Below are 23,841 nucleotides of genomic sequence, written 5' to 3'. Positions count from 1 at the left end.
CCGCTGACTCAGCGCTTGGCGATGATGTACACCGCATGCACGATCCCCGGAATATACCCGCACAACGTCAGCAGAATGTTCAACCAAAACGCCCCGCCAAACCCGACCTGCAGAAACACGCCCAGTGGTGGCAACAGAATAGCGATGATGATCCGAATAAAATCCATGGGGCAGCTCCTGTATGGGGGTTGGCTCACTTGAGCCATACAAGCTAATCGACCCGCGCCGTTCGTCAGGGTTCAGTAGCATTTTCCGCGTCAGCATCAGATTGACGCTGTGCCGCCTCAGAAAATGCAACGAGGCACGACACATCAAACTCTCGCATCGTCGCCTTGTTGATAGCACCGACCTCAAGCAGTGCAATGGCTGACTCGTGTATCGATTCAGAAATTTCACTTTTGAATTTTTCACCCATGAGCTGGCTCCTCAATTTCCTTGGTCAACAGGTTTTCGATTTGTCGTAGCAACGGCGAAGCTTAAAAAACATGAGCGGCTCCATCCCTCAAGCATTAATTGCCACCTGCAAAACCCGGCCACAAAAAAACGCCCCACGCCAAAAGAATCAGGCGTGGGGCGTGCGTTATACCGCGAGACGGTTCTTTAATTCGGGTAGGAAACTTCAGCTCAGACGGCAATCCCTTTGCGGCATTGCATCTGTGCGGTGCGCACGCGGGCGAACGCGCGACCCAGGCGCAGGAGCATTTCGTCGATGTTGGTTTTGCTCACGGTGAGCGCCGGGGTGAAGCGCAGGCAGTTGGCTTGCGGGGCGTTGAGCAGCAGGCCTTCGTGCAAGGCGGCGTGGACTACGGCGTCGGCGCAATCGTCCGACAGGGTCAGTCCGTAGAACAGGCCTTGGCCGCGCAGTTCGCCGTGGTCGTAGCGGTGCGCCAAGCGGGCCAGGCCTTCGCGCAGGTGCTGGCCGTTGTCGTTGACCTGCTGGAGGAAGCTGCGATCGTGCACACTGTCGAGCACCACCAGCCCGGCCGCGGTCATCAGTGCGTTGCCGTGATGCGTGCCGCCGAGTTCGCCCGCCTCGAAACAGCAGGCCTTGCCCCGCGCCAGCAGCGCCGCCAACGGCACACCGCCGCCAAGCCCTTTGCCGAGCACGACGATATCGGCGCGCACGCCGTAGGACTGTTCCGCGAGCAAGGTGCCACAGCGACCAATGCCGGTTTGCACTTCGTCGAGGATCAGCAGAATGCCCAACTCACGGCACAGTCGTTCGACACCTTTGAGGTAATGCTCGGTGGCCGGAACAACGCCGGCATCGCTCTGGGTCGGTTCAAGCATGATCGCCACGGTTTGCGCATCGACCGCCGCGTGCAGCGCTGGCAAGTCGTTGAACGGCACCGGATCGAACCCCGGCAGCAACGGCGCGAAACGATTGTGCAGATTGCAGCTGTCCGAAGCAGAAATCGTTGCCAGGCTGCGGCCATGGCAGCCTTGCTTCGCAACAATAATCCGCGAGGCGCCGCCGCGATGCAGTTGGCCCCACTTGCGTGCCAGTTTGATCGCCGCTTCACAGGCTTCGCTGCCGGTGTTGAGCAGGTAAGCCTGATCGCTGGCGGTAGCGGCGCACAGGCGTTTGGCGAGGCTGAGCATGCCGCGATTGTGCAGGTTGAAACCGGGATTGATCAGCGCCTGCGCCTGACTGCTGATGGCTTTGACCAGCGCCGACGGGCTGTGGCCGAGGCTGTTGGCGCCGCCGGCCTGAGAAAAGTCGAGATACGCGCGGTCGTTACTGTCCCATAGCCACGAACCCTGACCACGAACGAATAGCTGCTGCGGCCGTTCGACGCTGGGCATCAGCCGCTCGGCGCTGAGATTTTCATTATCGTCAGATGGATTGGCCTCGAACGCGAGGTCATCAAGACTCGGCATCTGGCGCCGCAAACTGAACAGATTCATTGGAAAACACCTCGATTGAGGTGTTTTGAACTGCCTATGTAAACACTGTCGAAGCGAACGCTATTCATCGCGCTTTCTGGCCCTGTAAGCCTTGTGAATGCGGTTAGACTAGGCTCACTGACGGCTTCGGGCCATTTCGTTTTTCCAGCATTTTCGATAAGCATTACTTATGGATTTCAAACAACTGCGTTATTTCGTCGCGGTCTACGAAGAAGGCCATGTCGGCCGGGCGGCGGAACGTCTGTCGATCTCGCAGCCAGCGTTGTCGCAGCAGATCCGCCAACTTGAACAGAACCTCGACGTCACTCTGTTCGAGCGCAGCAGCAAACGTCTGCTGCCGACCCTCGCCGCACACACTTTGTACAACCATGCCTTGCCGCTGCTCGATGGTTTGCAACGGGCACGCGAGGCGTTGGGCAACTTCAAGGGACAGGCCTTGCGCACGCTGGCGATCGGCGTACTGCAAACGGTTCACACCAGTCTGGTGCCGCAAATGCTTGAGCGGGTACGCAAGGCGCAGCCGCATCTGGTGGTGCAGATTTATGAATTGACTGGACTTGAGATCGAGCGGCGCCTGCTCAACGGGTCGCTGGATATTGGCATCAGTTATCTGCCGCCGCGCCAACCTGGCCTGCATGGCGTGATGCTTTATGAAGACGAACTGACGCTGGTGATCCCGGCGGATCATCCGTTGCGCGAATTCAAGAAAGTCTCGATGCGCCAGGCCGCCGAACTGCCGATGCTGCTGTTGGGCGAAGAGTTTCAGATTCGCCAGATCTGGCAGGCGCAACTGACCGCCTTGGGACGGCGCCCGCAAGTGCAGGCCGAACTGAACAATATGGTGGGGATTCTCGACAGTCTGCCGCATACCAAATTGGCAACGGTGCTGCCGGGGCGTTCGCAGAAGGAATACGACGATCAGGATCTGCTATGGAAACCGCTGAGCGAGCCACGGGTGCCGCTGAAGGTAGGTTTAGTGTGTCGCGATGTGCAGCGCCAGCAGGCCTCGTTGGCTCTTTTGCGGACATTGCTGGAAGAAGTGATGGAACGCGAGATGAAGCCAACGCTTGATCCGCTGGCCTGACTACTTTTCTGCAGGCAAAAGAAAACCCCGCCGAAGCGGGGCTTTGCAGACTGTTTCCCTGACATCCATTTCACTCCGCCACCCTGGCAGAATCCTACGTGTCCGTGTTGTTGCTTTGCGCTTCCTGCGCGACGTCCATGAAATGTAGATTAGCTCTGGATCCAATTTCCGACTATGGGAGAACAGCAGCACGTCATGTAAGAGAATGCTTACATGACGTTACATCATCAGAATTGCGCCGCATCCAGCAGGAACAGCGACTCGCTGCCAGCCTTCACCGACGCGCTCAACGAGTGAATGCGCGGCAACAGACGGGCGAAGTAGAAGCGTGCGGTGCCGAGCTTGCTGGCGTAGAAATCGTCCTGCGCTTCTTTGCCCAGCGCAGCTTTGGCCATCAGTGCCCACATGTAAGCGTAGGAAACATAGCCGAACGCTTGCAGATATTCGACCGAGGCCGCGCCGATTTCGTTCGGGTTGTTTTTCGCCCGATCCAGTACCCACGACGTCAGCTCGTCGAGGGTGTCGACGGCATCGTTCAGCGGCTTGGTGAATTCGCCCAGATCGGCGCTGGCAGTCGCGGTGAAGTGGCGGATCTCGTCAGCGAACAGCTTGTAGAACGCGCCGCCGCTGCCGACGATCTTGCGACCGACCAGATCCAGCGCCTGAATGCCGTTGGTGCCTTCGTAGATCTGGGTGATGCGCACATCACGCACCAGTTGTTCCTGGCCCCACTCACGGATGTAGCCGTGACCGCCGAAAATCTGTTGGCCGTGCACGGTGGTTTCCAGACCGAGATCGGTGAGGAACGCTTTGGCGACCGGCGTCAGCAGTGCAACCAGATCTTCGGCACGCTTACGGGTCGCGGCGTCTTCGCTGAACTTGGCGGTGTCGAGTTGCATCGCCACGTAAGTGGAGAACGCACGGCCCCCTTCGTTCGAGGCTTTCATGGTCAGCAGCATGCGCCGCACGTCCGGATGGACGATGATCGGGTCAGCGACTTTGTCTTTGTTTTGCGCGCCCGTCGGTGAACGGCTTTGCAGACGGTCGCGCGCGTACTCAACGGCGTTCTGATAAGAGCGCTCGCCGGTCGCCAGGCCTTGGATGCCGACGCCCAGACGCTCGTAGTTCATCATGGTGAACATCGCGTTGAGGCCTTTGTTCGGCTCGCCGACCAGATAACCCACGGCTTCGTCGAAGTTCATCACGCAGGTCGCGGAGGCCTGGATGCCCATTTTGTGTTCGATCGAACCGCAGTTCGCCGGGTTGCGCGCGCCGAGGCTGCCGTCGGCGTTGACCATGAACTTCGGCACGAGGAACAGCGAGATGCCTTTAGGGCCCGCTGGTGCGTCCGGCAGTTTCGCCAGCACCAGGTGGATGATGTTCTCGGTGAGGTCGTGTTCGCCACCGGTAATGAAGATCTTGGTGCCACTAACCTTGTAGGAACCGTCGGCCTGAGGCTCGGCCTTGGTACGAATAATCCCCAGGTCGGTACCGGCGTGCGGCTCGGTCAGGCACATCGAACCGGCCCAGACGCCGGCGTACATGTTCGGCAGGTACGCGGCCTTCAGCTCTTCGCTGGCGTGGGCATTGATCGACAGGCAGGCACCGGCGGTCAGCATCGGGTACAGACCGAAGGACAGGCTGGCGGAGTTGACCATTTCTTCGACTTGCGCCGACACGGCTTTGGGCATGCCCATGCCGCCGAACTCGGGATCACCGCCCACGCCGACCCAACCGCCTTCGGCGTAAGTCTGATAAGCCTGTGGGAAACCGGCCGGGGTGGTGACGGCGCCGTCGGCCCAGTGGCAACCTTCTTCGTCAGCGGCACGGCTCAGTGGCGCGATGCTTTTGCTGGTGACCTTGCCGGCCTCTTCGAGAATGGCTTCAACGGTTTCGGCGTCGACGGTCTCGGCCAGTGCCGGCAGTTCGGCCCAGAGTTTGGCGACCTCGAACACTTCATTGAGGACGAAGCGCATATCGCGCAGCGGCGCTTTGTAGTCAGCCATGGCAAACCTCGCAAGATCTAAACGGTGATTCGTGGAATGATGTTTTCGTTGAGCCCGAGTGTACCTCAACAACTTTTGCGACACATAGGGTCAACCGGTGACTGATTTGTTATTTTTAGTCACCGAAAAAAGATCGTCCGATCGCGGCCCGAGCCTTCGACAGCTCCTACAGGTAAAACTCGATCCCATGTAGGAGCTGCCGAAGGCTGCGATCTTTTGATCTTCCTTAAAGCGCAAATACCTCCGCCGGCAACTTCATCAAACAATCACTCCCCGCCTCAATCGCCGCCCGATGCGCCGCCGTACGCGGCAACAGTCGCTTGAAGTAAAACTCGCACGTCGCCAATTTCCCGCGCAGATAATCCGCCTCGCCCTCGCCCGCCTCCAATTGCGCCTGCGCCACCCACGCCATGCGCAACCACAGATAACCGAGAATGATGTAACCGCTGTACATCAGATAATCCACCGACGCCGCGCCCACTTCATCAGGGTTCTTCATGGCCGCCATGCCGACCTTCATGGTCAGGTCGCCCCACTGCTGATTCAGCTCGTTGAGCTGCGCAACAAAACTGCCCAACCGCGGATGGTCAACATTGGTCGCGCAGAACTTGTGGACGATTTTGGTAAAGCCGCGCAGCAATTTGCCCTGACTGCCGAGCACCTTGCGCCCGAGCAGATCCAGCGCCTGAATGCCATTAGTGCCTTCGTAAATCGGTGCAATCCGACAATCGCGAACCAACTGTTCCATGCCCCATTCACGAATAAAACCGTGGCCGCCAAATACCTGCATGCCGAGGTTGGTCACTTCCAGCCCGCTGTCGGTCATGAACGCTTTGCAGATCGGCGTGAGGAACGCCAACAAGTCTTCAGCCTCCTGGCGCGCGTCGGCGTCGCTGTTCAGATGTGCGGTATCGAGCAACTGCGCGGTGAAGTAGGTCAGTGCGCGGTTGCCTTCGTTGAAAGCTTTCATGGTCAGCAACATGCGCCGCACATCCGGGTGGACGATGATCGGGTCGGCGACTTTGTCCGGGGCTTTGGCGCCGGTCAGTGAGCGCATCTGCAAGCGGTCGTTGGCGTATTTGATCGCGCCCTGAAAGCTTGCCTCGCCCAGACACAAGCCCTGCATGCCGGTGCCGAGCCGCGCGTGGTTCATCATGGTGAACATGCAGTTGAGGCCCTTGTTCGGCTCGCCGATCAGGTAGCCCTTGGCGCCATCGAAGTTGAGCACGCAGGTAGCCGAAGCCTTGATGCCCATCTTGTGTTCGATCGAACCACAGGAAACACCGTTGCGTTCGCCCGCTTCGCCCGCCGTGTCCGGCAAGAACTTCGGCACGATAAACAGCGAGATGCCCTTGGTCCCGGCTGGCGCGTCCGGCAGTTTCGCCAACACCAGATGGATGATGTTGTCGCTCATGTCGTGCTCGCCGGCGGAGATGAAAATCTTGCTGCCGGTGACCGCATAACTGCCGTCAGCCTGAGGCACGGCGCGGGTCTTGATGATGCCCAGATCGGTGCCGCAATGGGCTTCGGTCAGGCACATGGTGCCGGTCCATTGCCCGGCGGTGAGTTTGCTCAGATAGGTTTCTTTCTGCTCGGCGCTGCCGTGGGCGTGGATCGCCGACATCGCGCCGTGGGTCAGGCCCGGGTACATGCCCCAGGAGGTGTTGCTGGAGCCGACCATTTCGCTGATCACCAACCCCAGCGAACTCGGCAGACCCTGGCCACCGTAGGTCGGATCTGCCGCCAGACCATGCCAGCCACCTTCGACATATTGTGCGAAAGCCTGCTTGAAGCCTGTAGGCGTTGTCACCACACCGTTGTCGAACTGGCAGCCCTCCTCGTCACCGCTGCGATTGAGCGGCGCCAGAACGTTCTCGCAGAACTTCGCGCCCTCTTCGAGGATCGCGTTGATCATGTCCGGGCTCGCGTCATCCGCGCCGAGGGCGGCGTAGTTGGCGTGGAAGTCGAAGACGTGATCGATCAGAAAGCGCATGTCGCGCAGCGGGGCTTTGTACTCAGGCATGGTGGCTTCTCCGTCAGCAGATTCCTCAACCTACTGCCCGCCACTACGCCCGACAATCATTGTGCAGACGCTGAATGCGCCGTCATCACTCAACCTGCGGCCGTGCCCATGCGCACCGCGCCACGGCGGTTCTGGCCGAACGCGACGACGCAGTTTCGCCCTGCGCCTTTGGCGCTGTAGAGCGCCTCGTCGGCTGATTTCAGGACTTGCTCGGGGTTGCGCTGCTCAACGCGCTCGGCGACGCCGATACTCACCGTCACCGACACGCTCGAAGCACCCGAGCCGGCGCGACGCTGACGTCCTTGTTGGTCGTCGTTCGGGCGGTTTTCCTGATTGCGCAGTTGAATGTTGTAGGACGCAATCGACTCGCGGATCACTTCCAGGTGCGGCATGCACTCTTCAAGGGTTTTACCTGCAAACACCAGGGCGAATTCCTCACCGCCATAGCGATATGCCCTACCGCCACCGCTGATTTTCGACAGCTTGCTGGCGACCAGACGCAGCACTTGGTCACCAACATCGTGGCCGTGGGTGTCGTTGAATTTCTTGAAGTGGTCAACGTCGCTCATCGCCAGCACATAGTTGCGGCCGAGGCGCTGCATGCGTTCGTTGAGTGCGCGACGCCCCGGCAGACCGGTGAGCTCGTCGCGGAAGGCCATTTGATAAGCCTCGTGCGCAACGGCGGCGGCGATCATCAACATCACCTGGCTGCACATGATGTTCAGGGTAAACGGCAGGATGAAGGTTTTCGGCAGCATCCAGAACACGCCGAGCAGGCCGACCAGTTGCGCCGCGTGCAGCGGGCGCGGGTTGCGCCAGTACTGCCAGGCCAAGAGCAGGAACGCCGAGATAAATACCGGATAGGACAGCTGGATCAGGCTCATCCATGCGCCGTGCAGCGCCGGCCAGCGGATTTCCGAGAGCCACATCAACAGCGCCTGGGGATAACTTTGCTCAAGCCCCAACGCCACGCTGCCAAACGCGAGTAGAACGGCGAAGCGCGCGACCATGTCCTGAAACAGGTGCGTGCGCTCCTGCCACGCGGCAAACAGGCCAAACAGCAGCGGCAGCAACAGACAGACGAGATGGAAAACCACCGCAGCGTCTTCGCGCACCTTGCCGTTGTCGCGGTAATAGTCGGTCTGGGTATCGAGCAGAAAGTAGGCGATGTACACCGTGAGCATCAGAAACAGTTCGCGCTGACGTCGGTATACCGCGCAGTAAGCGCCACCCAGCAACAGCACCAACGTCGGCAACACGTTGAACAGCGAAGTGAAGAACACGTTGAGGTCTTTGACGTACGCAGCCGCCAACCCCGCGAGTAACAACAGCAGCGAAGGTAAGAAATGACTGAAACGTACAGCGGAAGAACGCGGCAAGGGTAAAGCTCCGACCCGTCATGGCAAAAAAGATGGCATTGTGCCTGCAATGTGGCCAGTTAAGCACACAATGTGATCCAGATCACAGGCAGTCTCTTTAACGGCAGAAAACCCGACTATCTGAGCGTTTTGCCAAGTTTTTTGCCTCCAGCGAGGCGCTGGCCATCATGACTGATGGCCAGGCTGGGAAATTCCCCTCATAGATCGTTGTAAAACGGCAACAGCGGGCCCTCCGCCGGGCTCCGTCCCTCGGCACCGTAGGGTTTGAGATTGAGCGAAGCATCCGCCGCTTGCCGCGTCGTCACCTTCGGACTGGCCGGACGCTGAGTCACGGCATTTTCATCGCCGACATGGCCCTGCGGAATCACCAGTGACGGATGATCGAACGGCGCCCGTTCCCAGGCCACTCGCGGATCGGTCAGGCCGACTTCCATGAATTTCACCAGTGCATCGATCTCGTCCGGGGTCAGGTTGAGGTTGGTCATGTCCGGATCGAGGTTCGAGGTGTTGTGCTGATTCGCCGAAGGATGCTCGAAACCGCTGGTGTTGTTGGCGTCCTCGCCACGGCGATCACCGCCGCGGTTATAAAACTCCATGACTTGCTTGAGTGTCGCGCGGCTGCCGTTGTGAAAGTACGGCCCGGTCAGCGCGATGTTGCGCAGGGTCGGCGTCTTGAAGGCGCCATCGACCGAATCGCGGAAGTTGACGTTGGGTTTGAGCGTGGCGTCGCACGGAATCGCTGCGCTCAGCGGTGCTTCGAAGGTGCAGACGTCGACATCCAGCGGATCGGCAATGCTGGCGCCCTGCAACAGCTTGTTGTACTGACGGCTGAACGACCACGGATTGCCCCAGGCATCTGACCCGCCAAGCGCGAGGTCTTCGGAAGTCGGGCGCACGCCGGTGTTGTAGAAACCGTTGTCGTAGAGCGTGGTGAGGTTGTCGGCCATGACCATGCGCTCGATGCGTTCACGCGGGTGCATCAACAGGCGGCTGGCGGCATTGGTCAGCTCCGCACCGCCATGGCAGTTCACACATTTACCCTTGCCGAGAAACAGATTCATGCCCTGGACCTGCTGCGCATTCATGGCGGTTGAATCGCCTTGCAGGTAAGCATCGATGGGCGCCTGATCGGAGATCAACGTGGATTCGTACATCTGAATCGCCAGACCGAAGAACAGCGGGAAATTGGCTTCCATCTGCGTATACGGCGCACCACCCACCAGCACGTTTTGCGTGGCGTTCCACAGTCGTGGCTGGAAGGCGTTCTTGATCAGTTCGCGATAGGTCGGGCGCCGCGCGCCGGACACCGAGGCGAGCACGGAATCGTTGGAGGAAATCCGTTGTTGCTTGAGCATCAACTGATCGAGCATGCGCCGGCCGATGTCGGCGAAAGTACGGCCGCCGCAGGACATCTCCACCCCGCTACCGGGCGGGCCTACCGCTTGCGATGCGGCGGAAGCGTCGTTGAGCGCCAGCCGGACTTTGCTGGCCACGGTGCTGCGCTCGGCGGTTACGTAAATCCCTGCATCGGGATCGCGGTTGCCGAACGGCGAGAAGCCGTTGAACACGTTATTCGCGCGGCCATCCCAGAAATTGCGCACGTTGAACGCCGCGTTGATCACCGACGGCGCGTTACGCCCGGTGCTGCGACGCACGTTGATGCCGCCGACCTGGAAAATACCGTCGGGCTGCTGGGTGCATTTGTCGAAGCGCGGCTGGTTGGGTTTGACGAAATTGGCGTCGAACACGCCCTGGGAGCCGACCACGTCATCGCTCGAATAGACGATCGGCGAGTTGCGCTCCAATGGATTGCTTAGCACATGAGTCGGGAAATCGGTTTTCTTCAGCGTGTAGTTCGGCCCGCCCTTGCCGCCGGACAAGGTCGCGTAGGACGCCACGTCACCGGGTATGTCGGAGGCCACGAAGGGCTTGTTGAAGATCGAGGCGACGTTAGCGTTGGTGTGTGCCTGGCCGGGGTTGAGCTGGTTGGTGATGCGGTGGTCGACGCCGGCGTGATAGTGGCAGGAGGCGCACGCGGTGGCGCCATCGCTGCCGACTTCCATGTCCCAGAACAGCGCTTTGCCGAGCAGAATCGCGGCGGAGCGGTTGAGCACGTAGTCAGTCATCAAGTCGACTTTGCGCCCGCCTTCTGTCCCCGACGGATCGGGCGGCAGCATGCCACGCAGCGATTGCAGGCTCGGCACTTCCGGTACTGGCGGATCCACTTCGGCGGGCGTTGCGGCCATTGCGCCGGAGGCTGCGAGTGCGAGGGGTAGCCAGACAAGTCGACTGATGTTCATGTGCTTCACCCTGACGGTTGTTGTTATGCGTTTTGCCGGGCGAGAGGTGTCGTGGAACAGCACAGGATTTCTCGTGAGCGCCGGTTAATCCGGGCAGTGCAATTAATTGGCCATCCTGCTTGGAAATATTTTGAATCAATAAACGCGGGGACAGCGCGCTGACAGCCACCGTTTCTGCTGGGGAATGTCCCCAGTGTTGGGGGCAAATCCAGCGCAAAAAAAAACCGCTGCCCCCGTAGGAGCAGCGGTTTTTCAAGAGACTGCGTTAAGGCTTAGTAGCCCAGTGCGAAGTCTTCTTCTTTCATGTCCATCAGGTTGTTGGCACCCGACAGCATGGTCGCCACGTGGGTACGGGTACGCGGCAGGATGCGCTGGAAGTAGAAGCGCGCAGTTTGCAGCTTGGCGGTGTAGAACGCTGCGTCGCCGGTGCCTTCTGCCAGCTTTTCAGCGGCCAGACGCGCCATGTCGGCCCAGAAGTAAGCCAGGCAGGCATAACCGGAGTACATCAGGTAGTCCACGGAAGCCGCGCCGACTTCTTCGCGATCTTTCATGGCGGCCATACCGACCTTCATGGTCAGCTCGCCCCATTCCTTGTTGATTGCCGCCAGCGGTGCGACGAATTCTGCAACGGCTTCGTTGCCTTCGTTGTTCTGGCAGAACTTGTGGACGATCTTGGTGAAGCCTTTCAGGGCCTCGCCTTGCGTCATCAGCACTTTACGGCCGAGCAGGTCGAGTGCCTGGATACCGGTGGTGCCTTCGTACAGCATCGAAATGCGGCTGTCGCGAACGTTCTGCTCCATGCCCCACTCGGCGATGAAGCCGTGGCCGCCGTAGATCTGAACGCCGTGGTTGGCGGATTCGAAACCGACTTCGGTCATGAACGCTTTAGCGATCGGGGTCATGAAAGCCAGCAGTGCGTCGGCTTTCTTCTTTTCTTCTTCATCGACGCCGTATTTGACGATGTCGACCTGTTTGGCGGTGAAGTACACCATCGCACGGTTGCCTTCGGCGAACGCCTTCATGGTCAACAGCATGCGGCGTACGTCAGGGTGAACGATGATCGGGTCAGCGGCTTTTTCCGGCGCTTTCGGGCCAGTCAGCGAACGCATTTGCAGACGATCGCGAGCGTATTTCAGGCCGCCCTGGAAACCGATTTCGGCGTGGGCCAGACCTTGCAGCGCGGTACCCAGACGTGCGGTGTTCATAAAGGTGAACATGCAGTTCAGGCCTTTGTTCGCCGGGCCGATCAGGTAACCGGTAGCGCCGTCGAAGTTCATCACGCAAGTGGCGTTGCCGTGGATGCCCATCTTGTGTTCCAGCGAACCGCAGGTCACTGCGTTGCGCTCACCGACGGTGCCATCAGCGTTCGGCATGAACTTTGGAACGATAAACAGCGAGATGCCTTTGGTGCCAGCCGGTGCGTCCGGCAGGCGGGCCAGCACGATGTGGACGATGTTATCGGCCATGTCGTGTTCACCGGCCGAGATGAAGATCTTGGTGCCGGAAACCTTATAGGAACCGTCGGCCTGAGGTTCGGCCTTGGTGCGCAACATGCCCAGGTCGGTGCCGCAGTGCGGTTCGGTCAGGCACATGGTGCCGGTCCATTCGCCGGAAACCAGTTTGGTCAGATAGGCTTCTTGCTGCTCAGGCGTGCCGTGCTCGGAGATGGTGTTCATCGCGCCGTGCGACAGGCCTGGGTACATGCCCCACGACCAGTTGGCTTCGCCAACCATTTCGCTTACGGCCAGACCCAGCGACTCCGGCAGGCCTTGGCCGCCGTGCTCGACGTCGTGCGCCAGGCTTGGCCAGCCGCCTTCAACGAATTGCTTGTAAGCCTCTTTGAAGCCCGTCGGGGTTTTCACGCCGGACTCGCTCCAGGTGCAACCTTCGAGGTCGCCCACGCGGTTCAGCGGTGCCAGTACCTGCTCACAAAACTTGGCGCCTTCTTCGAGAATGGCGTCAACCATGTCCGGAGTTGCGTCTGCGCAAGCCGGAAGGCTCTGATAGTGCGCTTCGTAGCCGAGCAGCTCGTCACGAACGAAGCGAATATCACGCAAGGGGGCCTTGTAGTCAGGCATAGCGATAAACCTCTGCTGATGTAACCGGGAATGAACGACCGCGTTGATTTGTTGTGACGGTCAAACAGTTGTTTGAAACATACGTTTACGCCGAAATCTTGTCAAGCGTCGATCTTTTGCCGTTCGTCATCACGCCCGGTAAACGCTGGGCACAGCAAACCGCCATTGGCTCAGGCGAGTCATCGGCGCTGAAAAAAGATTAGTTGAGGGAGAAGGACTTACAACGAAAAACGCCGCGACAAGGCGCGGCGTTCAGGAAACTGATGGCAAAAAATCAGGCAAATGTATCGATGATCGTCCCGAGCATTTCATCGGATGCCTTGGCGACCTTTACGCCCAGCTCCGCCTGGAGCTTGCCCTGAGACATCTCGACCATATTGCTGGCCAGATCAGATTGCTGAGCACGATCCACGCCACGCAGACGATCGACCTGCACTTCGGACGACTGGCTGGTCACCGAGCGTTCAATCGTATTATTGGCAATCTGGCTGGCAGCCTGATCGACGCGGTTTTGCCCGCTCTGAATCGAGCTCAGACCGGCATAAAAAGCTGTGTTACCGGAGATTTCCATAACGGTTCTCATCCTTGGGAAGGATCAATGGCTACCATTGAAGCAGAGGTGTCAGAAAAACACCCGTCAAAAACACTAATGGCACAGTGCCTGCCCATAGAGAAAAGCTTAGTCGAGCAGATCCAGTTGCAAATGATCCGCCACGGCCTCGGCACTCAAGGCCTTGAGTTTAGGCACGCGCCCCAAACACGGCGCGGGGATGCGCTCAGCCAATGTCGCCAGATTCTCCTCCAGCCGCGAGGTCTTTGGATCAATGATATTCGCCACCCACCCCGCTAACTGCAGGCCATCACGGGCGATTGCCTCAGCTGTCAGCAGCGCATGACTGATGCAACCCAGTCGCACACCGACGACCAGAATCACCGGCAGCTTCAACGCAATCGCCAAATCCGACAAATTATCCTGATCCGCCAACGGCACGCGCCAGCCACCCGCGCCTTCAATCAAGGTGAAATCGGCGTTCATCGCCAGAATCTCGCGCATCGGCGCCAGCAACGATTGCACGGTCAACGCCACACCCGCTTCACGCGCCGCCAGATGCGGCGCGATGGCCGGCTCGAACGCCACCGGATTGACCTGTTGATAAGTCAGCGGCACCGAACACTCGGCCAGCAGCGCTAGCGCATCCGAATTACGCAAACCCTTGGGCGTGACATCGCACCCGGACGCCACCGGTTTGCCTGCCGCCGTGCTCAAGCCTGCCGACCGCGCCGCGTGCAGCAACCCCGCGGCAACCGTGGTCTTGCCGACATCGGTGTCGGTTCCGGTGATGAAATAGGCTGCGCTCATACGGGTTTCTCCAACACGGCGTAGACCACCTGATAAGTCGCCGGCAACCCCGACGCCTCACGGAACTGCTCGTAAGCTTCAACCAAGCCGAGAATCCGCGCGCGCCCGGTCAAACCGCCCGGCCGTCCCGGATTCAGATTGTGCGCGCCCAGGGCTTTCAATTCATGGGTCAGGCTGCGCACATCCGGGTAATGCAGCACGTGCGCCTGTTTCTCCAGACTCAACGTGCGTAAACCGCTGGCCGCGGACATTTGCTCATAGCGAGCGAACTCGCGGAAGCGGTTGACGTGCACCAGCCCGTCGACCTGCCGCCAGCTGTCGCGCAACTCAAACAGCGTCCCTACACAAAGACTAGCAAACGCAAAAATTCCGCCCGGTTTCAGTACGCGAAAGGCCTCGCTGAGCACAGCCTCGAAATCCGCACACCACTGCACCGCAAGGCTGGAGAAGATCAGGTCGCAGGTCGAATCCTGCAACGGCAGCCGCTCGGCATCGCCAGCAATAAAATGCTGCGCACCACCCAACGGACGTGCGTGCTCGAGCATGCCCTCGGCAATATCCAGCGCCACACCGTGGCTCTCGGCAAACCGCGAAGCCAACGCGCGGGTGAAGTATCCCGTGCCACAACCGAGATCCAGCCAGCGCGCCGGTACAAACTCCGTCGGCAAGCGCTGAATCAACTGTGTACCGACATCACGTTGCAACTCGGCGACGCTGTCGTAACTGGCCGCCGCACGAGAAAAAGAGGCCGCGACCTGACGTTTGTCAGGCAAGCCGCCAGGCAGCACAAGAGACAAATCAGTCATCACCGCACTCATGTAAAAAAGCCTGGATCGCACCCGCCAGTCCGTGGGGATCTTCCAGAAGAAACGCATGACTGGCCTGTTCGATCAGACCAATTTCGATATCCGGCAACAAAGCGAACAACGCCCCCGCTGCTTCCGCCGGCACCAAACCGTCCTGCCCGGCGAACAGATGCAACTGCGGCCCGCGAAACGCCTGCAGCGCATCGCGAGTATCCATTTGCGCAAGCAGCTCCAGCCCGGCCATCAATGCTGACGGCGACGTATTCGGCGCACCGCCGAGCAGCAATCGCGACAGGCCGCGCGGGTCTTGCGCGCCCTGAGCACACAGCAAAGAGAACCGTTTGAGGGTCGTGCGCGGGTCGGCCTGGCAACCGGCGAGAAACGCGTCGAACGTCTCGCCCGCCATCGCACTCGGCCATTGCTCATGGGCAACAAAACAAGGATTGCTCGCCAGCGTCAGCAATCCGCAGCAACGCTCGCCACGCCGCGCCGCCAATTCGCAGGCGAGCATCCCACCCAACGACCAGCCACCGAGCCACACGTCCTGAGGAATGCGCTCATCAAGTTCGTCGAGCCAGTCTTGCAGATCGCGGGAATCCAGCTCGGGTAACGGCTCGATGTCGACTTTCAGGTGTGCATCGAGACCTTGCAACGCCGCCGCCAAGGGCTCCATCGGCGATACGCCGAGGCCCCAGCCGGGCAGCAGAATCAGGCGATCACGCATGGCTTGGCTCCGACGAAAGTTGGGCAAAGCAATCGGCCAGTCCTGCTAACAATAGCTGCACCTGCGCTTCACTGTGGGCAGCGGTCAGAGTCACGCGCAAACGCGCACTGCCGGCGGGCACGGTGGGCGGACGAATCGCAGTAACCATCAGCCCGCGCTCGCGCAACATCTGCGACAAGCGCACCGCGCGCCCGGCGTCGCCAATCATGATCGGCTGGATCGGCGTGAAGCTGTCCATCAGCTCCAGGCCGATCTGCTCGGCGCCTTGGCGGAACTGACGGATCAGCGTTTGCAGATGCGCCCGGCGCCAATGCTCGGTGCGCAGCAACTCCAGACTTTTCAGCGTCGCGCAGGCCAACGCGGGGGGCTGGCTGGTGGTGTAAATGTATGGGCGGGCGAACTGGATCAGGCTTTCGATCAGCTCCTCGCTGCCCGCGACGAAAGCGCCAGCCGTGCCGAAGGCTTTGCCGAGGGTGCCGACCAACACCGGCACGTCCTCCTGACTCAGTCCGAAATGCTCGACGATGCCGCCGCCATTCGCACCGAGCGGGCCGAAACCGTGCGCGTCATCGACCATCAGCCACGCGCCTTTGGCCTTGGCTGCGCGGGCGAGTGCCGGCAAGTCGGCCAGGTCGCCATCCATGCTGAACACGCCGTCGGTGACCACCAGCGTGTTGCCGGTGGCTTTCTCCAGGCGCTTGGCCAGACTTTGCGCATCGTTGTGCAAATAGCGATTGAAACGCGCACCGGACAACAAACCGGCATCCAGCAGCGAAGCATGATTGAGGCGGTCTTCCAGCACCGTATCGCCCTGCCCGACCAGCGCGGTGACCGCACCGAGGTTGGCCATGTAACCGGTGGTGAACAGCAGCGCACGCGGGCGACCGGTGAGGTCGGCCAAGGCTTCTTCGAGTGCATGGTGCGGGCCGCTGTGGCCGATGACCAGGTGCGAAGCGCCGCCACCGACACCCCAGCGCTCAGCGCCGGCGCGCCAGGCTTCGATCACTTGTGGGTGATTGGCCAGACCGAGGTAATCGTTGTTGCAGAAGGCGAGCAACGGTTTGCCGTCGACCACCACTTCAGGCCCCTGCGGGGATTCAAGCAGCGGGCGCTGGCGATAAAGATTTTCGGCACGACGGGCAGCAAGGCGTGCGGCGAGATCGAAAGACATGCAGGCCTCGACAGTAAAAAAAACTCTGTAGGAACTGCCGAAGGCTGCGATCTTTTGATCTTGTCTTTTTAAAAACAACAGCAAAAGATCGCAGTCTTCGGCAGCTCCTACATGGGATCCGTGCGGCGATCAGACGGCGGCGTTGTAGAACTGCTCGCTGCTCTTCTGTTCAACCAATGCCTGCTCGATCGCCGCCTGGTGCACCTCGTCGGCATGCTCTTCACGCGCTTCCGGCTGAATGCCCAGACGCGCAAACAGTTGCATGTCCTTGTCCGCCTGCGGGTTGGCAGTGGTCAGCAACTTGTCGCCGTAGAAAATCGAGTTGGCGCCAGCGAAGAAAGCGAGGGCCTGCATCTGCTCGTTCATCGCTTCGCGGCCGGCGGACAGGCGCACGTGGGATTGCGGCATGAGGATACGGGCCACGGCGAGCATGCGGATGAAGTCGAACGGGTCGATGTCTTCGGCATTTTCCAGCGGCGTACCGGCGACTTTCACCAGCATGTTGATCGGCACAGATTCCGGGTGTTCCGGCAGGTTGGCCAACTGGATCAGCAGATTGGCGCGGTCATCCAGCGACTCGCCCATGCCGAGAATCCCGCCCGAGCAGATTTTCATCCCCGATTCACGTACATAGGCCAGCGTTTGCAGGCGCTCGCTGTAAGTACGGGTGGTGATGATGCTGCCGTAGAACTCCGGCGACGTGTCGAGGTTGTGGTTGTAGTAATCGAGGCCGGCCTTGGCCAGCGCTTCGGTCTGATCCTGATCGAGACGGCCGAGGGTCATGCAGGTTTCCAGGCCCATGGCTTTCACGCCTTCAACCATTTTCAGTACGTACGGCATGTCTTTGGCCGACGGATGCTTCCACGCCGCGCCCATGCAGAACCGTGTCGAGCCGATGGCCTTGGCGCGTGCCGCCTCTTCGAGGACCTTCTGCACTTCCATCAGTTTTTCTTTTTCAAGGCCGGTGTTGTAGTGACCGGACTGCGGGCAGTACTTGCAGTCTTCCGGGCAGGCGCCGGTCTTGATCGACAACAGCGTCGAAACCTGAACGCGGTTGGCGTTGAAATGTGCGCGGTGCACCGTTTGCGCCTGGAACAGCAAGTCGTTGAATGGCTGTACGAAGAGGGCTCTGACTTCGGCCAGTGACCAGTCGTGACGCAGGGTGGCGGTGGTGCTCGCGCTCATGGGTAATTCCTTGGTTATGCTTGGCTGGCGACTGGGGAAACGGAATACCCACAGGCGCTACACGGATGTTCGGCATATTTAAGGAAGAGTCATGCGCTGTCAACCACCATACAAAGAGTCGGTTTACATCTGTTTAAAAAACACACAAACCTGTTTGTTGTGCGATGAGCCCGCAGACGCAGAAATACCAATGTGCGTGGCGTGCGAGACCGAACTGCCATGGCTGGGTGATCACTGCATCACCTGCGCGCTGCCGCTGGCGGCGGCGGACATGACATGCGGTGAGTGCCTGCTAGAGCCTCCAGCGTTCGAACAAGTCGTTGTGCCGTGGCTGTATGGCTTCCCGGTGGACAGTTTGATTACGCGCTTTAAACACAACGCGAAATGGCCGTTTGGCCACCTGCTCGCCGACGTTCTCGGGCAATACCTGCAACATCGCTTCGAAGAGGACGTACCAAGACCGGAGGCGTTGCTGCCGGTGCCGATGGCGAAACAACGTTTGCGTCAGCGTGGTTTCAATCAGGCTGCGATGCTCGCGCAATGGCTGGGCAAGTCGCTTGATCTGCCATGCGAGGAGCAGGTCCTGCGCAGGCTGCAGAACACCAGCGCCCAGCAGGATCTCGACGCCAAGGCGCGTAAACGCAATCTGCTGCAAGCCTTCAGCCTCAATCCCGATGCACAGGTGAAGGGCCGACATCTGGCGTTGATCGATGATGTGCTGACGACCGGCGCCACGGCCCAAGCGTTAGCTAGGTTGTTAATGAATGCCGGCGCAGCAAGAGTTGATGTTTACTGCCTGGCCCGCACACCAAAACCCGGAACCTGAAGCCAACACCCCCCCCGTAGGAGCTGCGGCACGCTGCGATCTTTTGATCTTGTTTTTAAAGATCAAAAGATCGCAGCGTGCCGCAGCTCCTACAGGGGATTGGGTTTGGCTTGACTCTGGCGTTGCAAGCGGCCAACTTCACTTCCCACCGCCACAGCTAAAAAGCGCCCATTCATGTCCATGCCTTCCCTGTTGTCCCAGCACATCGTCCGCCGTCCGCAGCGTATCGCCCTGCTGCAACACATCGCCGAACAGGGCTCGATCACCCGCGCCGCAAAAAGCGCCGGCCTGAGCTACAAAGCGGCGTGGGATGCCATCGATGAGCTGAACAACCTCGCGCAGAAACCGCTGGTGGAGCGTGCCGTCGGCGGCAAGGGTGGTGGCGGCGCGAAACTGTCCAGCGAAGGCCAACGGGTATTGCGCCTTTATCAAAAGCTGCAAGCCTTGCAGGCCCAGGTGCTGGAAGCCGCGGAAGACGCCAGCGACCTCGATCTGCTCGGTCGTTTGATGCTCCGCACCAGCGCGCGCAATCAGCTGCACGGCAAGGTTGTGGCGATTGAAAGTCAGGGCCGCAATGACCTGATCCGCCTCGAACTCGCCGAAGGCCTGCACCTCGACGCGCAAATCACCCACGACAGCACCGTGCATCTGGAATTGCAGGCCGGTACCGAAGTGGTGGCGTTGATCAAGGCTGGCTGGCTCGAACTGCTGACCGTCGAGCAGTCTGCAACGTCTGGTCACAATCTTCTCAACGGCACCATCGAAGCCATTCTCGATGCCGAGGACGGCCCCAGCGAAGTGCGCATTACCCTGCCCAACGGCCATACCCTCTGCGCTCTGGCTGAGCCGCTGGACTTGCGCACCCGTGGCCTGATCGTCGGGCAAGCGGTGCAGGTGCAGTTTTCACCGTCCAACGTGCTCATCGGTACGCCGCTCTAGTCGGGCGCTGCAACGAAAGCGTCATCGACGCTCATTAAGGTGGCTGCCAAAACCAAGCAGGGAGCCTGATGTGAGCCTATTAGAAGAAAACCAATCGACTGACCTGGAAAAAATGGTCGGCCTCAGCCGTCGCGGCTTCATCGGCGCCGGCGCGTTGTGCGGCGCGGCGATGTTCCTCGGCGGCAGTCTGTTGAGCCGCAGCGCACTGGCCACCGGCGTCAGCGCTGGCAACAGCCGCCTGCTCGGTTTCGAGAGCATTCCGGCGGCCACCACTGACGTGATCAGCCTGCCCAAAGGCTACAAGTCTTCGGTGCTGATCAGTTGGGGCCAGCCATTACAGAAAAACGGTCCGGCCTTCGACCCGAGCGGCAACGGCACCGCCGCCGCACAAGAAGTGCAGTTCGGCGACAACAACGACGGCATGAGCCTGTTCGCCTTCCCTGACGATCGCAACCGCGCGTTGATGGCGATCAACAACGAATACACCAACTACCGCTACCTCTACCCGCACGGCGGCATGCCGCAGTCGGCCGAAGACGTGCGCAAGGCACTGGCCTGCGAAGGCGTGTCGGTGATCGAGGTACAGCGCAAGAACGGTCAGTGGCAGTTCGTTCAAGGCTCGCGTTACAACCGCCGTATCCACGGCAACTCGCCGCTGCGCATCAGCGGCCCGGCGGCTGGCCACGAATTGATGAAGACCGCTGCCGACAAGCATGGCAAGAAAGTCCTCGGCACCTTCCAGAACTGCGCCAACGGTAAAACCCCGTGGGGCACTTACCTGACCTGTGAAGAAAACTTCACCGACTGCTTCGGCAGCAGCAACGCCCAGCAGCAGTTCGACCCGGCGCAAAAGCGCTACGGCGTGTCGGTCGCCAGCCGCGAAATCAACTGGCACCCATACGACCCGCGCTTCGACATGGCGAAAAACCCCAACGAACTCAACCGTCACGGCTGGGTGGTCGAGATCGATCCGTTCGACCCGCAATCGACCCCGGTCAAACGTACGGCGCTGGGCCGCTTCAAACATGAAAACGCCGCACTGGCCGAGACCGATGACGGTCGCGCCGTGGTGTACATGGGCGACGACGAGCGGGGCGAATTCATCTACAAATTCGTCAGCCGTGACCGCATCAATCACCGCAATGCCAAGGCCAACCGCGACATCCTCGATCACGGCACCTTGTACGTGGCCAAATTCGACAACGGCGACAGCAACCCCGACCACCCGAAAGGCCAGGGCCAGTGGATCGAACTGACCCACGGCAAAAACGGCATCGACGCCAGCAGTGGTTTTGCCGATCAGGCCGAAGTGCTGATCCATGCGCGCCTCGCCGCCAGCGTAGTCGGCGCAACGCGCATGGACCGCCCGGAATGGATCGTCGTCAGCCCCAAGGACGGCCAGGTTTATTGCACCCTGACCAACAACGCCAAACGCGGCGAAGACGGCCAACCCGTCGGCGGGCCGAACCCGCGCGAGAAGAACGTCTACGGGCAGATCCTGCGCTGGCGCACCGACCGCGACGATCATGCGGCGAAAACGTTTGCCTGGGATCTGTTTGTGGTTGCCGGTAATCCGGGTGTGCATGCCGGGACGCCGAAGGGCGGCTCGAAGAACATCACCCCGCAAAACATGTTCAACAGCCCGGATGGTCTGGGTTTCGACAAGGCTGGCCGCTTGTGGATTCTCACCGACGGCGATTCGAGCAACGCTGGCGACTTTGCCGGAATGGGCAATAACCAGATGCTCTGCGCCGATCCCAAGACCGGTGAGATTCGCCGGTTCATGGTCGGGCCGATTGGTTGCGAGGTGACGGGGATCAGCTTCTCGCCGGATCAGAAGACGCTGTTTGTCGGGATTCAGCATCCGGGGGAGAACGGCGGGTCGACGTTCCCGGAGCATCTGCCGAATGGCAAACCGCGCTCCTCGGTGATGGCGATTACCCGTGAGGATGGCGGGATCGTCGGCGCCTGATAAGCCCTCATCGCTGGCAAGCCAGCTCCCACAGGGAAACGCATTTCTAATGTGGGAGAACGGTGGTTCGACGTTTCCTGAGCATCTGCCGAATGGCAAGCCACGGTCTTCGGTGATGGCGATTACCCGCGAAGATGGCGGGATCGTCGGCGCCTGACAGGCCCTCATCGCTGGCAAGCCAGCTCCCACAGGGAACGCATTTCTAATGTGGGAGCTGGCTTGCCAGCGATAGCGTCAGCGAAGACACCAACCACCTCCCCCGCTGCCATCTGCGCTACCATGCTGGGCCGGACGCGGCAGCCTGCTGCGCGCAGGAGTCAGCATGGCCCACCCGTTTGAAACCCTCACACCCGATCTCGTGCTTGATGCCGTTGAAAGCATTGGCTTCCTCAGTGATGCACGCATTCTGGCGCTCAACAGCTACGAGAACCGCGTCTATCAGGTCGGCATCGAAGACTCCGAACCGCTGATCGCCAAGTTCTACCGTCCGCAACGCTGGACCAACGAAGCCATCCTCGAAGAACACAAATTCACCTTCGAACTGGCCGACGTCGACATTCCGGTGGTTGCGCCGCTGATCCACAACGGCGAAACCCTGCACGAACACGCCGGTTTCCGCTTCACCCTGTTCCCGCGTCGTGGCGGCCGCGCGCCGGAGCCGGGCAATCTTGACCAGCTGTATCGCCTCGGCCAGTTGCTCGGGCGCATTCACGCGGTCGGCGCGACCAAGCCGTTCGAACATCGTGAAGCGCTCGCCGTGCAGAACTTCGGCCACGCCTCGCTGAACACTTTGCTCGAAGGCAACTTCATTCCGAAAAGCCTGCTGCCGGCCTACGAGTCTGTCGCCCGCGACCTGCTCAAACGTGTCGAAGATGTTTACGCTGCGACCCCCCACCAGAACATCCGCATGCACGGCGATTGCCACCCCGGCAACATGATGTGCCGCGACGAGATGTTCCACATCGTCGACCTCGACGACTGTCGCATGGGCCCGGCGGTGCAGGACATCTGGATGATGCTCGCCGGCGACCGTCAGGAATGCCTCGGGCAGTTATCGGAATTGATGGACGGCTACAACGAGTTCCACGATTTCGATCCGCGCGAACTGGCGCTGATCGAACCGCTGCGCGCCTTGCGTCTGATGCACTACAGCGCCTGGCTGGCACGACGCTGGGATGACCCGGCGTTCCCGCACAGTTTCCCGTGGTTCGGCACCGAGCGTTATTGGGGCGATCAGGTGTTGGCGTTGCGCGAACAACTGTCAGCGCTCAATGAAGAGCCGCTGAAGTTGTTCTGATGCAGGAGAGGATCAGCGCGCCCACGGTGCCCGGCGCGAATCGTTGAGACCCAGCAGATAGCTGTCGCCACCCAACTGGCTCATCTGCTGGCGAATCCAGCCGGCGCGGCGCGACACGTAAGCGGTCGGATGGCTGGCGCTCCACACGCGCGGATTCGGCAACACCGCCGCCAGATAACTCGCCTGCTGGCGGGACAGCGACTTGGCGCTCACACCGAAATGATGACGGGCGGCAGCTTCGGCGCCGAACACACCGTCATCCCACTCGACGCTGTTCAGGTACACCTCAAGAATCCGCTGCTTGGGCCAGAACACCTCGATCAGCGCGGTGAACCAGGCTTCGAGGCCTTTGCGCAGATAACTGCGCCCGGCCCACAGAAACAGGTTTTTCGACACTTGCTGGCTCAAGGTGCTGGCGCCGCGAATCGAACCGCCGAGTTCGTTGTGCGCGAGTGCGGCCTGAATTGCGCTGAAATCAAAACCCCAGTGCTCGGGGAATTTCTGATCTTCACCGGCCATGACCGCGACTTTGAGATCGTCGGAGATCTCGTCCCACGGCTTCCACGTGCGTTGCAGATCAATCGGCTCGCCGTCGACCCACGACTCGACCTTGCGCTCGACCATCAGCGCCGTACCCGGCGGCGGCACGAAACGAAAGATCAGCACCAGCACGATGCTGCCGCCCGCGAACCAGAGCAGGGCTTTCGTGAGACGACGGAAAATAGTACGCAGCATAGAGATGGCTTGGCCGAACCCGTGGAGCGGGCCATTATACAGACCCTG

At 60.3% G+C, this 23,841-nt stretch carries 20 protein-coding genes; 5 read left to right on the top strand and 15 right to left on the bottom strand.

The genetic code is table 11. The annotated features are described in order from the left end of the window. Positions 1-8 precede the first annotated feature (8 nt). The 3 genes from ACZZ0B_RS29230 to ACZZ0B_RS29220 all read right to left on the bottom strand — a co-directional run bounded on the left by ACZZ0B_RS29230 (position 9) and on the right by ACZZ0B_RS29220 (position 1,908). Positions 9-167 carry a YqaE/Pmp3 family membrane protein gene (locus tag ACZZ0B_RS29230; RefSeq protein WP_003228885.1) on the bottom strand — a complete coding sequence of 53 codons (159 nt, stop codon included), beginning with the start codon at positions 165-167 and terminating at the stop codon, positions 9-11. 65 nt (positions 168-232) lie between these two features. Continuing rightward, positions 233-415, bottom strand: a complete 183-nt coding sequence (locus ACZZ0B_RS29225) for a DNA-binding protein (protein ID WP_463546841.1) — start codon at positions 413-415, stop codon at positions 233-235. Between the two features lie 209 nt (positions 416-624). Next, positions 625-1,908 (bottom strand): aspartate aminotransferase family protein, encoded by a 1,284-nt coding sequence (locus ACZZ0B_RS29220; RefSeq protein WP_463546840.1) that lies wholly within the window; start codon positions 1,906-1,908, stop codon positions 625-627. A 169-nt stretch (positions 1,909-2,077) separates the two neighbouring features. Between ACZZ0B_RS29220 and ACZZ0B_RS29215 the strand changes: the two genes are divergently transcribed. Then, positions 2,078-2,992 (top strand): LysR family transcriptional regulator, encoded by a 915-nt coding sequence (locus ACZZ0B_RS29215; protein ID WP_008085162.1) that lies wholly within the window; start codon positions 2,078-2,080, stop codon positions 2,990-2,992. Between the two features lie 227 nt (positions 2,993-3,219). On the opposite strand, the gene ACZZ0B_RS29210 is transcribed toward ACZZ0B_RS29215, so the two are convergent. The 11 genes from ACZZ0B_RS29210 to bioB all read right to left on the bottom strand — a co-directional run bounded on the left by ACZZ0B_RS29210 (position 3,220) and on the right by bioB (position 18,024). Beyond that, positions 3,220-4,998, bottom strand: a complete 1,779-nt coding sequence (locus tag ACZZ0B_RS29210; RefSeq protein ID WP_158828772.1) for an acyl-CoA dehydrogenase C-terminal domain-containing protein — start codon at positions 4,996-4,998, stop codon at positions 3,220-3,222. A gap of 226 nt (positions 4,999-5,224) precedes the next feature. Further along, positions 5,225-7,021 (bottom strand): acyl-CoA dehydrogenase C-terminal domain-containing protein, encoded by a 1,797-nt coding sequence (locus ACZZ0B_RS29205; RefSeq protein WP_463546839.1) that lies wholly within the window; start codon positions 7,019-7,021, stop codon positions 5,225-5,227. 89 nt (positions 7,022-7,110) lie between these two features. Next, a complete protein-coding gene (locus tag ACZZ0B_RS29200) occupies positions 7,111-8,400 on the bottom strand; it encodes a GGDEF domain-containing protein (RefSeq protein ID WP_008085156.1) in 1,290 nt (429 codons plus the stop codon). A 197-nt stretch (positions 8,401-8,597) separates the two neighbouring features. After that, positions 8,598-10,700: a cytochrome-c peroxidase gene (locus ACZZ0B_RS29195; RefSeq protein ID WP_463546838.1), complete on the bottom strand. Its 2,103-nt coding sequence runs from the start codon at positions 10,698-10,700 to the stop codon at positions 8,598-8,600. A gap of 272 nt (positions 10,701-10,972) precedes the next feature. Further along, positions 10,973-12,778 (bottom strand): phenylacyl-CoA dehydrogenase, encoded by a 1,806-nt coding sequence (locus ACZZ0B_RS29190; protein WP_008085151.1) that lies wholly within the window; start codon positions 12,776-12,778, stop codon positions 10,973-10,975. Positions 12,779-13,052: 274 nt separating this feature from the next. Continuing rightward, complete coding sequence (locus ACZZ0B_RS29185; protein WP_008085149.1) at positions 13,053-13,349, bottom strand: hypothetical protein; 297 nt, start codon at positions 13,347-13,349, stop codon at positions 13,053-13,055. A gap of 108 nt (positions 13,350-13,457) precedes the next feature. Further along, positions 13,458-14,138, bottom strand: a complete 681-nt coding sequence (bioD, locus tag ACZZ0B_RS29180; RefSeq protein WP_008085147.1) for a dethiobiotin synthase — start codon at positions 14,136-14,138, stop codon at positions 13,458-13,460. Further along, on the bottom strand, positions 14,135-14,944 hold the full coding sequence (bioC, locus tag ACZZ0B_RS29175; RefSeq protein ID WP_045123237.1) for a malonyl-ACP O-methyltransferase BioC: 810 nt from the start codon (positions 14,942-14,944) through the stop codon (positions 14,135-14,137). The genes bioD and bioC overlap by 4 nt, the downstream gene beginning before the upstream one ends. Further along, positions 14,937-15,668 carry an alpha/beta fold hydrolase gene (locus ACZZ0B_RS29170; protein WP_463546837.1) on the bottom strand — a complete coding sequence of 244 codons (732 nt, stop codon included), beginning with the start codon at positions 15,666-15,668 and terminating at the stop codon, positions 14,937-14,939. Before ACZZ0B_RS29170 ends, bioC begins: the two co-directional genes overlap by 8 nt. After that, on the bottom strand, positions 15,661-16,839 hold the full coding sequence (bioF, locus tag ACZZ0B_RS29165; protein WP_463546836.1) for an 8-amino-7-oxononanoate synthase: 1,179 nt from the start codon (positions 16,837-16,839) through the stop codon (positions 15,661-15,663). Before bioF ends, ACZZ0B_RS29170 begins: the two co-directional genes overlap by 8 nt. 129 nt (positions 16,840-16,968) lie before the next feature. Further along, positions 16,969-18,024, bottom strand: a complete 1,056-nt coding sequence (gene bioB, locus ACZZ0B_RS29160) for a biotin synthase BioB (RefSeq protein ID WP_008084274.1) — start codon at positions 18,022-18,024, stop codon at positions 16,969-16,971. Positions 18,025-18,115: 91 nt separating this feature from the next. Between bioB and ACZZ0B_RS29155 the strand changes: the two genes are divergently transcribed. The 4 genes from ACZZ0B_RS29155 to ACZZ0B_RS29140 all read left to right on the top strand — a co-directional run bounded on the left by ACZZ0B_RS29155 (position 18,116) and on the right by ACZZ0B_RS29140 (position 23,058). After that, positions 18,116-18,850, top strand: a complete 735-nt coding sequence (locus tag ACZZ0B_RS29155; RefSeq protein WP_463546835.1) for a phosphoribosyltransferase family protein — start codon at positions 18,116-18,118, stop codon at positions 18,848-18,850. Between the two features lie 174 nt (positions 18,851-19,024). Further along, a complete protein-coding gene (locus tag ACZZ0B_RS29150) occupies positions 19,025-19,789 on the top strand; it encodes a TOBE domain-containing protein (protein WP_463546834.1) in 765 nt (254 codons plus the stop codon). Positions 19,790-19,859: 70 nt separating this feature from the next. Further along, positions 19,860-21,761: a PhoX family protein gene (locus ACZZ0B_RS29145; protein WP_008084074.1), complete on the top strand. Its 1,902-nt coding sequence runs from the start codon at positions 19,860-19,862 to the stop codon at positions 21,759-21,761. 322 nt (positions 21,762-22,083) lie between these two features. Continuing rightward, complete coding sequence (locus ACZZ0B_RS29140; protein WP_158831275.1) at positions 22,084-23,058, top strand: serine/threonine protein kinase; 975 nt, start codon at positions 22,084-22,086, stop codon at positions 23,056-23,058. A 12-nt stretch (positions 23,059-23,070) separates the two neighbouring features. Here the strand turns inward: ACZZ0B_RS29140 and mtgA are convergent, their stop codons facing one another. Then, positions 23,071-23,793, bottom strand: a complete 723-nt coding sequence (gene mtgA, locus ACZZ0B_RS29135) for a monofunctional biosynthetic peptidoglycan transglycosylase (RefSeq protein ID WP_008083830.1) — start codon at positions 23,791-23,793, stop codon at positions 23,071-23,073. Positions 23,794-23,841 lie beyond the last annotated feature (48 nt).

Source organism: Pseudomonas sp. AC247 (genome assembly GCF_979258015.1).
This window is presented reverse-complemented; position numbering and strand designations above follow the sequence as displayed.

What these genes read in the sequence shown, in the direction of transcription:
- ACZZ0B_RS29230 (WP_003228885.1), bottom strand. Translation starts at nt 167, where the DNA reads ATGGATTTTATTCGGATCATCATCGCTATTCTGTTGCCACCACTGGGC.
- ACZZ0B_RS29225 (WP_463546841.1), bottom strand. Translation starts at nt 415, where the DNA reads ATGGGTGAAAAATTCAAAAGTGAAATTTCTGAATCGATACACGAGTCA.
- ACZZ0B_RS29220 (WP_463546840.1), bottom strand. Translation starts at nt 1,908, where the DNA reads ATGAATCTGTTCAGTTTGCGGCGCCAGATGCCGAGTCTTGATGACCTC.
- ACZZ0B_RS29215 (WP_008085162.1), top strand. Translation starts at nt 2,078, where the DNA reads ATGGATTTCAAACAACTGCGTTATTTCGTCGCGGTCTACGAAGAAGGC.
- ACZZ0B_RS29210 (WP_158828772.1), bottom strand. Translation starts at nt 4,998, where the DNA reads ATGGCTGACTACAAAGCGCCGCTGCGCGATATGCGCTTCGTCCTCAAT.
- ACZZ0B_RS29205 (WP_463546839.1), bottom strand. Translation starts at nt 7,021, where the DNA reads ATGCCTGAGTACAAAGCCCCGCTGCGCGACATGCGCTTTCTGATCGAT.
- ACZZ0B_RS29195 (WP_463546838.1), bottom strand. Translation starts at nt 10,700, where the DNA reads ATGAACATCAGTCGACTTGTCTGGCTACCCCTCGCACTCGCAGCCTCC.
- ACZZ0B_RS29190 (WP_008085151.1), bottom strand. Translation starts at nt 12,778, where the DNA reads ATGCCTGACTACAAGGCCCCCTTGCGTGATATTCGCTTCGTTCGTGAC.
- ACZZ0B_RS29185 (WP_008085149.1), bottom strand. Translation starts at nt 13,349, where the DNA reads ATGGAAATCTCCGGTAACACAGCTTTTTATGCCGGTCTGAGCTCGATT.
- bioD (WP_008085147.1), bottom strand. Translation starts at nt 14,138, where the DNA reads ATGAGCGCAGCCTATTTCATCACCGGAACCGACACCGATGTCGGCAAG.
- bioC (WP_045123237.1), bottom strand. Translation starts at nt 14,944, where the DNA reads ATGACTGATTTGTCTCTTGTGCTGCCTGGCGGCTTGCCTGACAAACGT.
- ACZZ0B_RS29170 (WP_463546837.1), bottom strand. Translation starts at nt 15,668, where the DNA reads ATGCGTGATCGCCTGATTCTGCTGCCCGGCTGGGGCCTCGGCGTATCG.
- bioF (WP_463546836.1), bottom strand. Translation starts at nt 16,839, where the DNA reads ATGTCTTTCGATCTCGCCGCACGCCTTGCTGCCCGTCGTGCCGAAAAT.
- bioB (WP_008084274.1), bottom strand. Translation starts at nt 18,024, where the DNA reads ATGAGCGCGAGCACCACCGCCACCCTGCGTCACGACTGGTCACTGGCC.
- ACZZ0B_RS29155 (WP_463546835.1), top strand. Translation starts at nt 18,116, where the DNA reads ATGCGCTGTCAACCACCATACAAAGAGTCGGTTTACATCTGTTTAAAA.
- ACZZ0B_RS29150 (WP_463546834.1), top strand. Translation starts at nt 19,025, where the DNA reads ATGTCCATGCCTTCCCTGTTGTCCCAGCACATCGTCCGCCGTCCGCAG.
- ACZZ0B_RS29140 (WP_158831275.1), top strand. Translation starts at nt 22,084, where the DNA reads ATGGCCCACCCGTTTGAAACCCTCACACCCGATCTCGTGCTTGATGCC.
- mtgA (WP_008083830.1), bottom strand. Translation starts at nt 23,793, where the DNA reads ATGCTGCGTACTATTTTCCGTCGTCTCACGAAAGCCCTGCTCTGGTTC.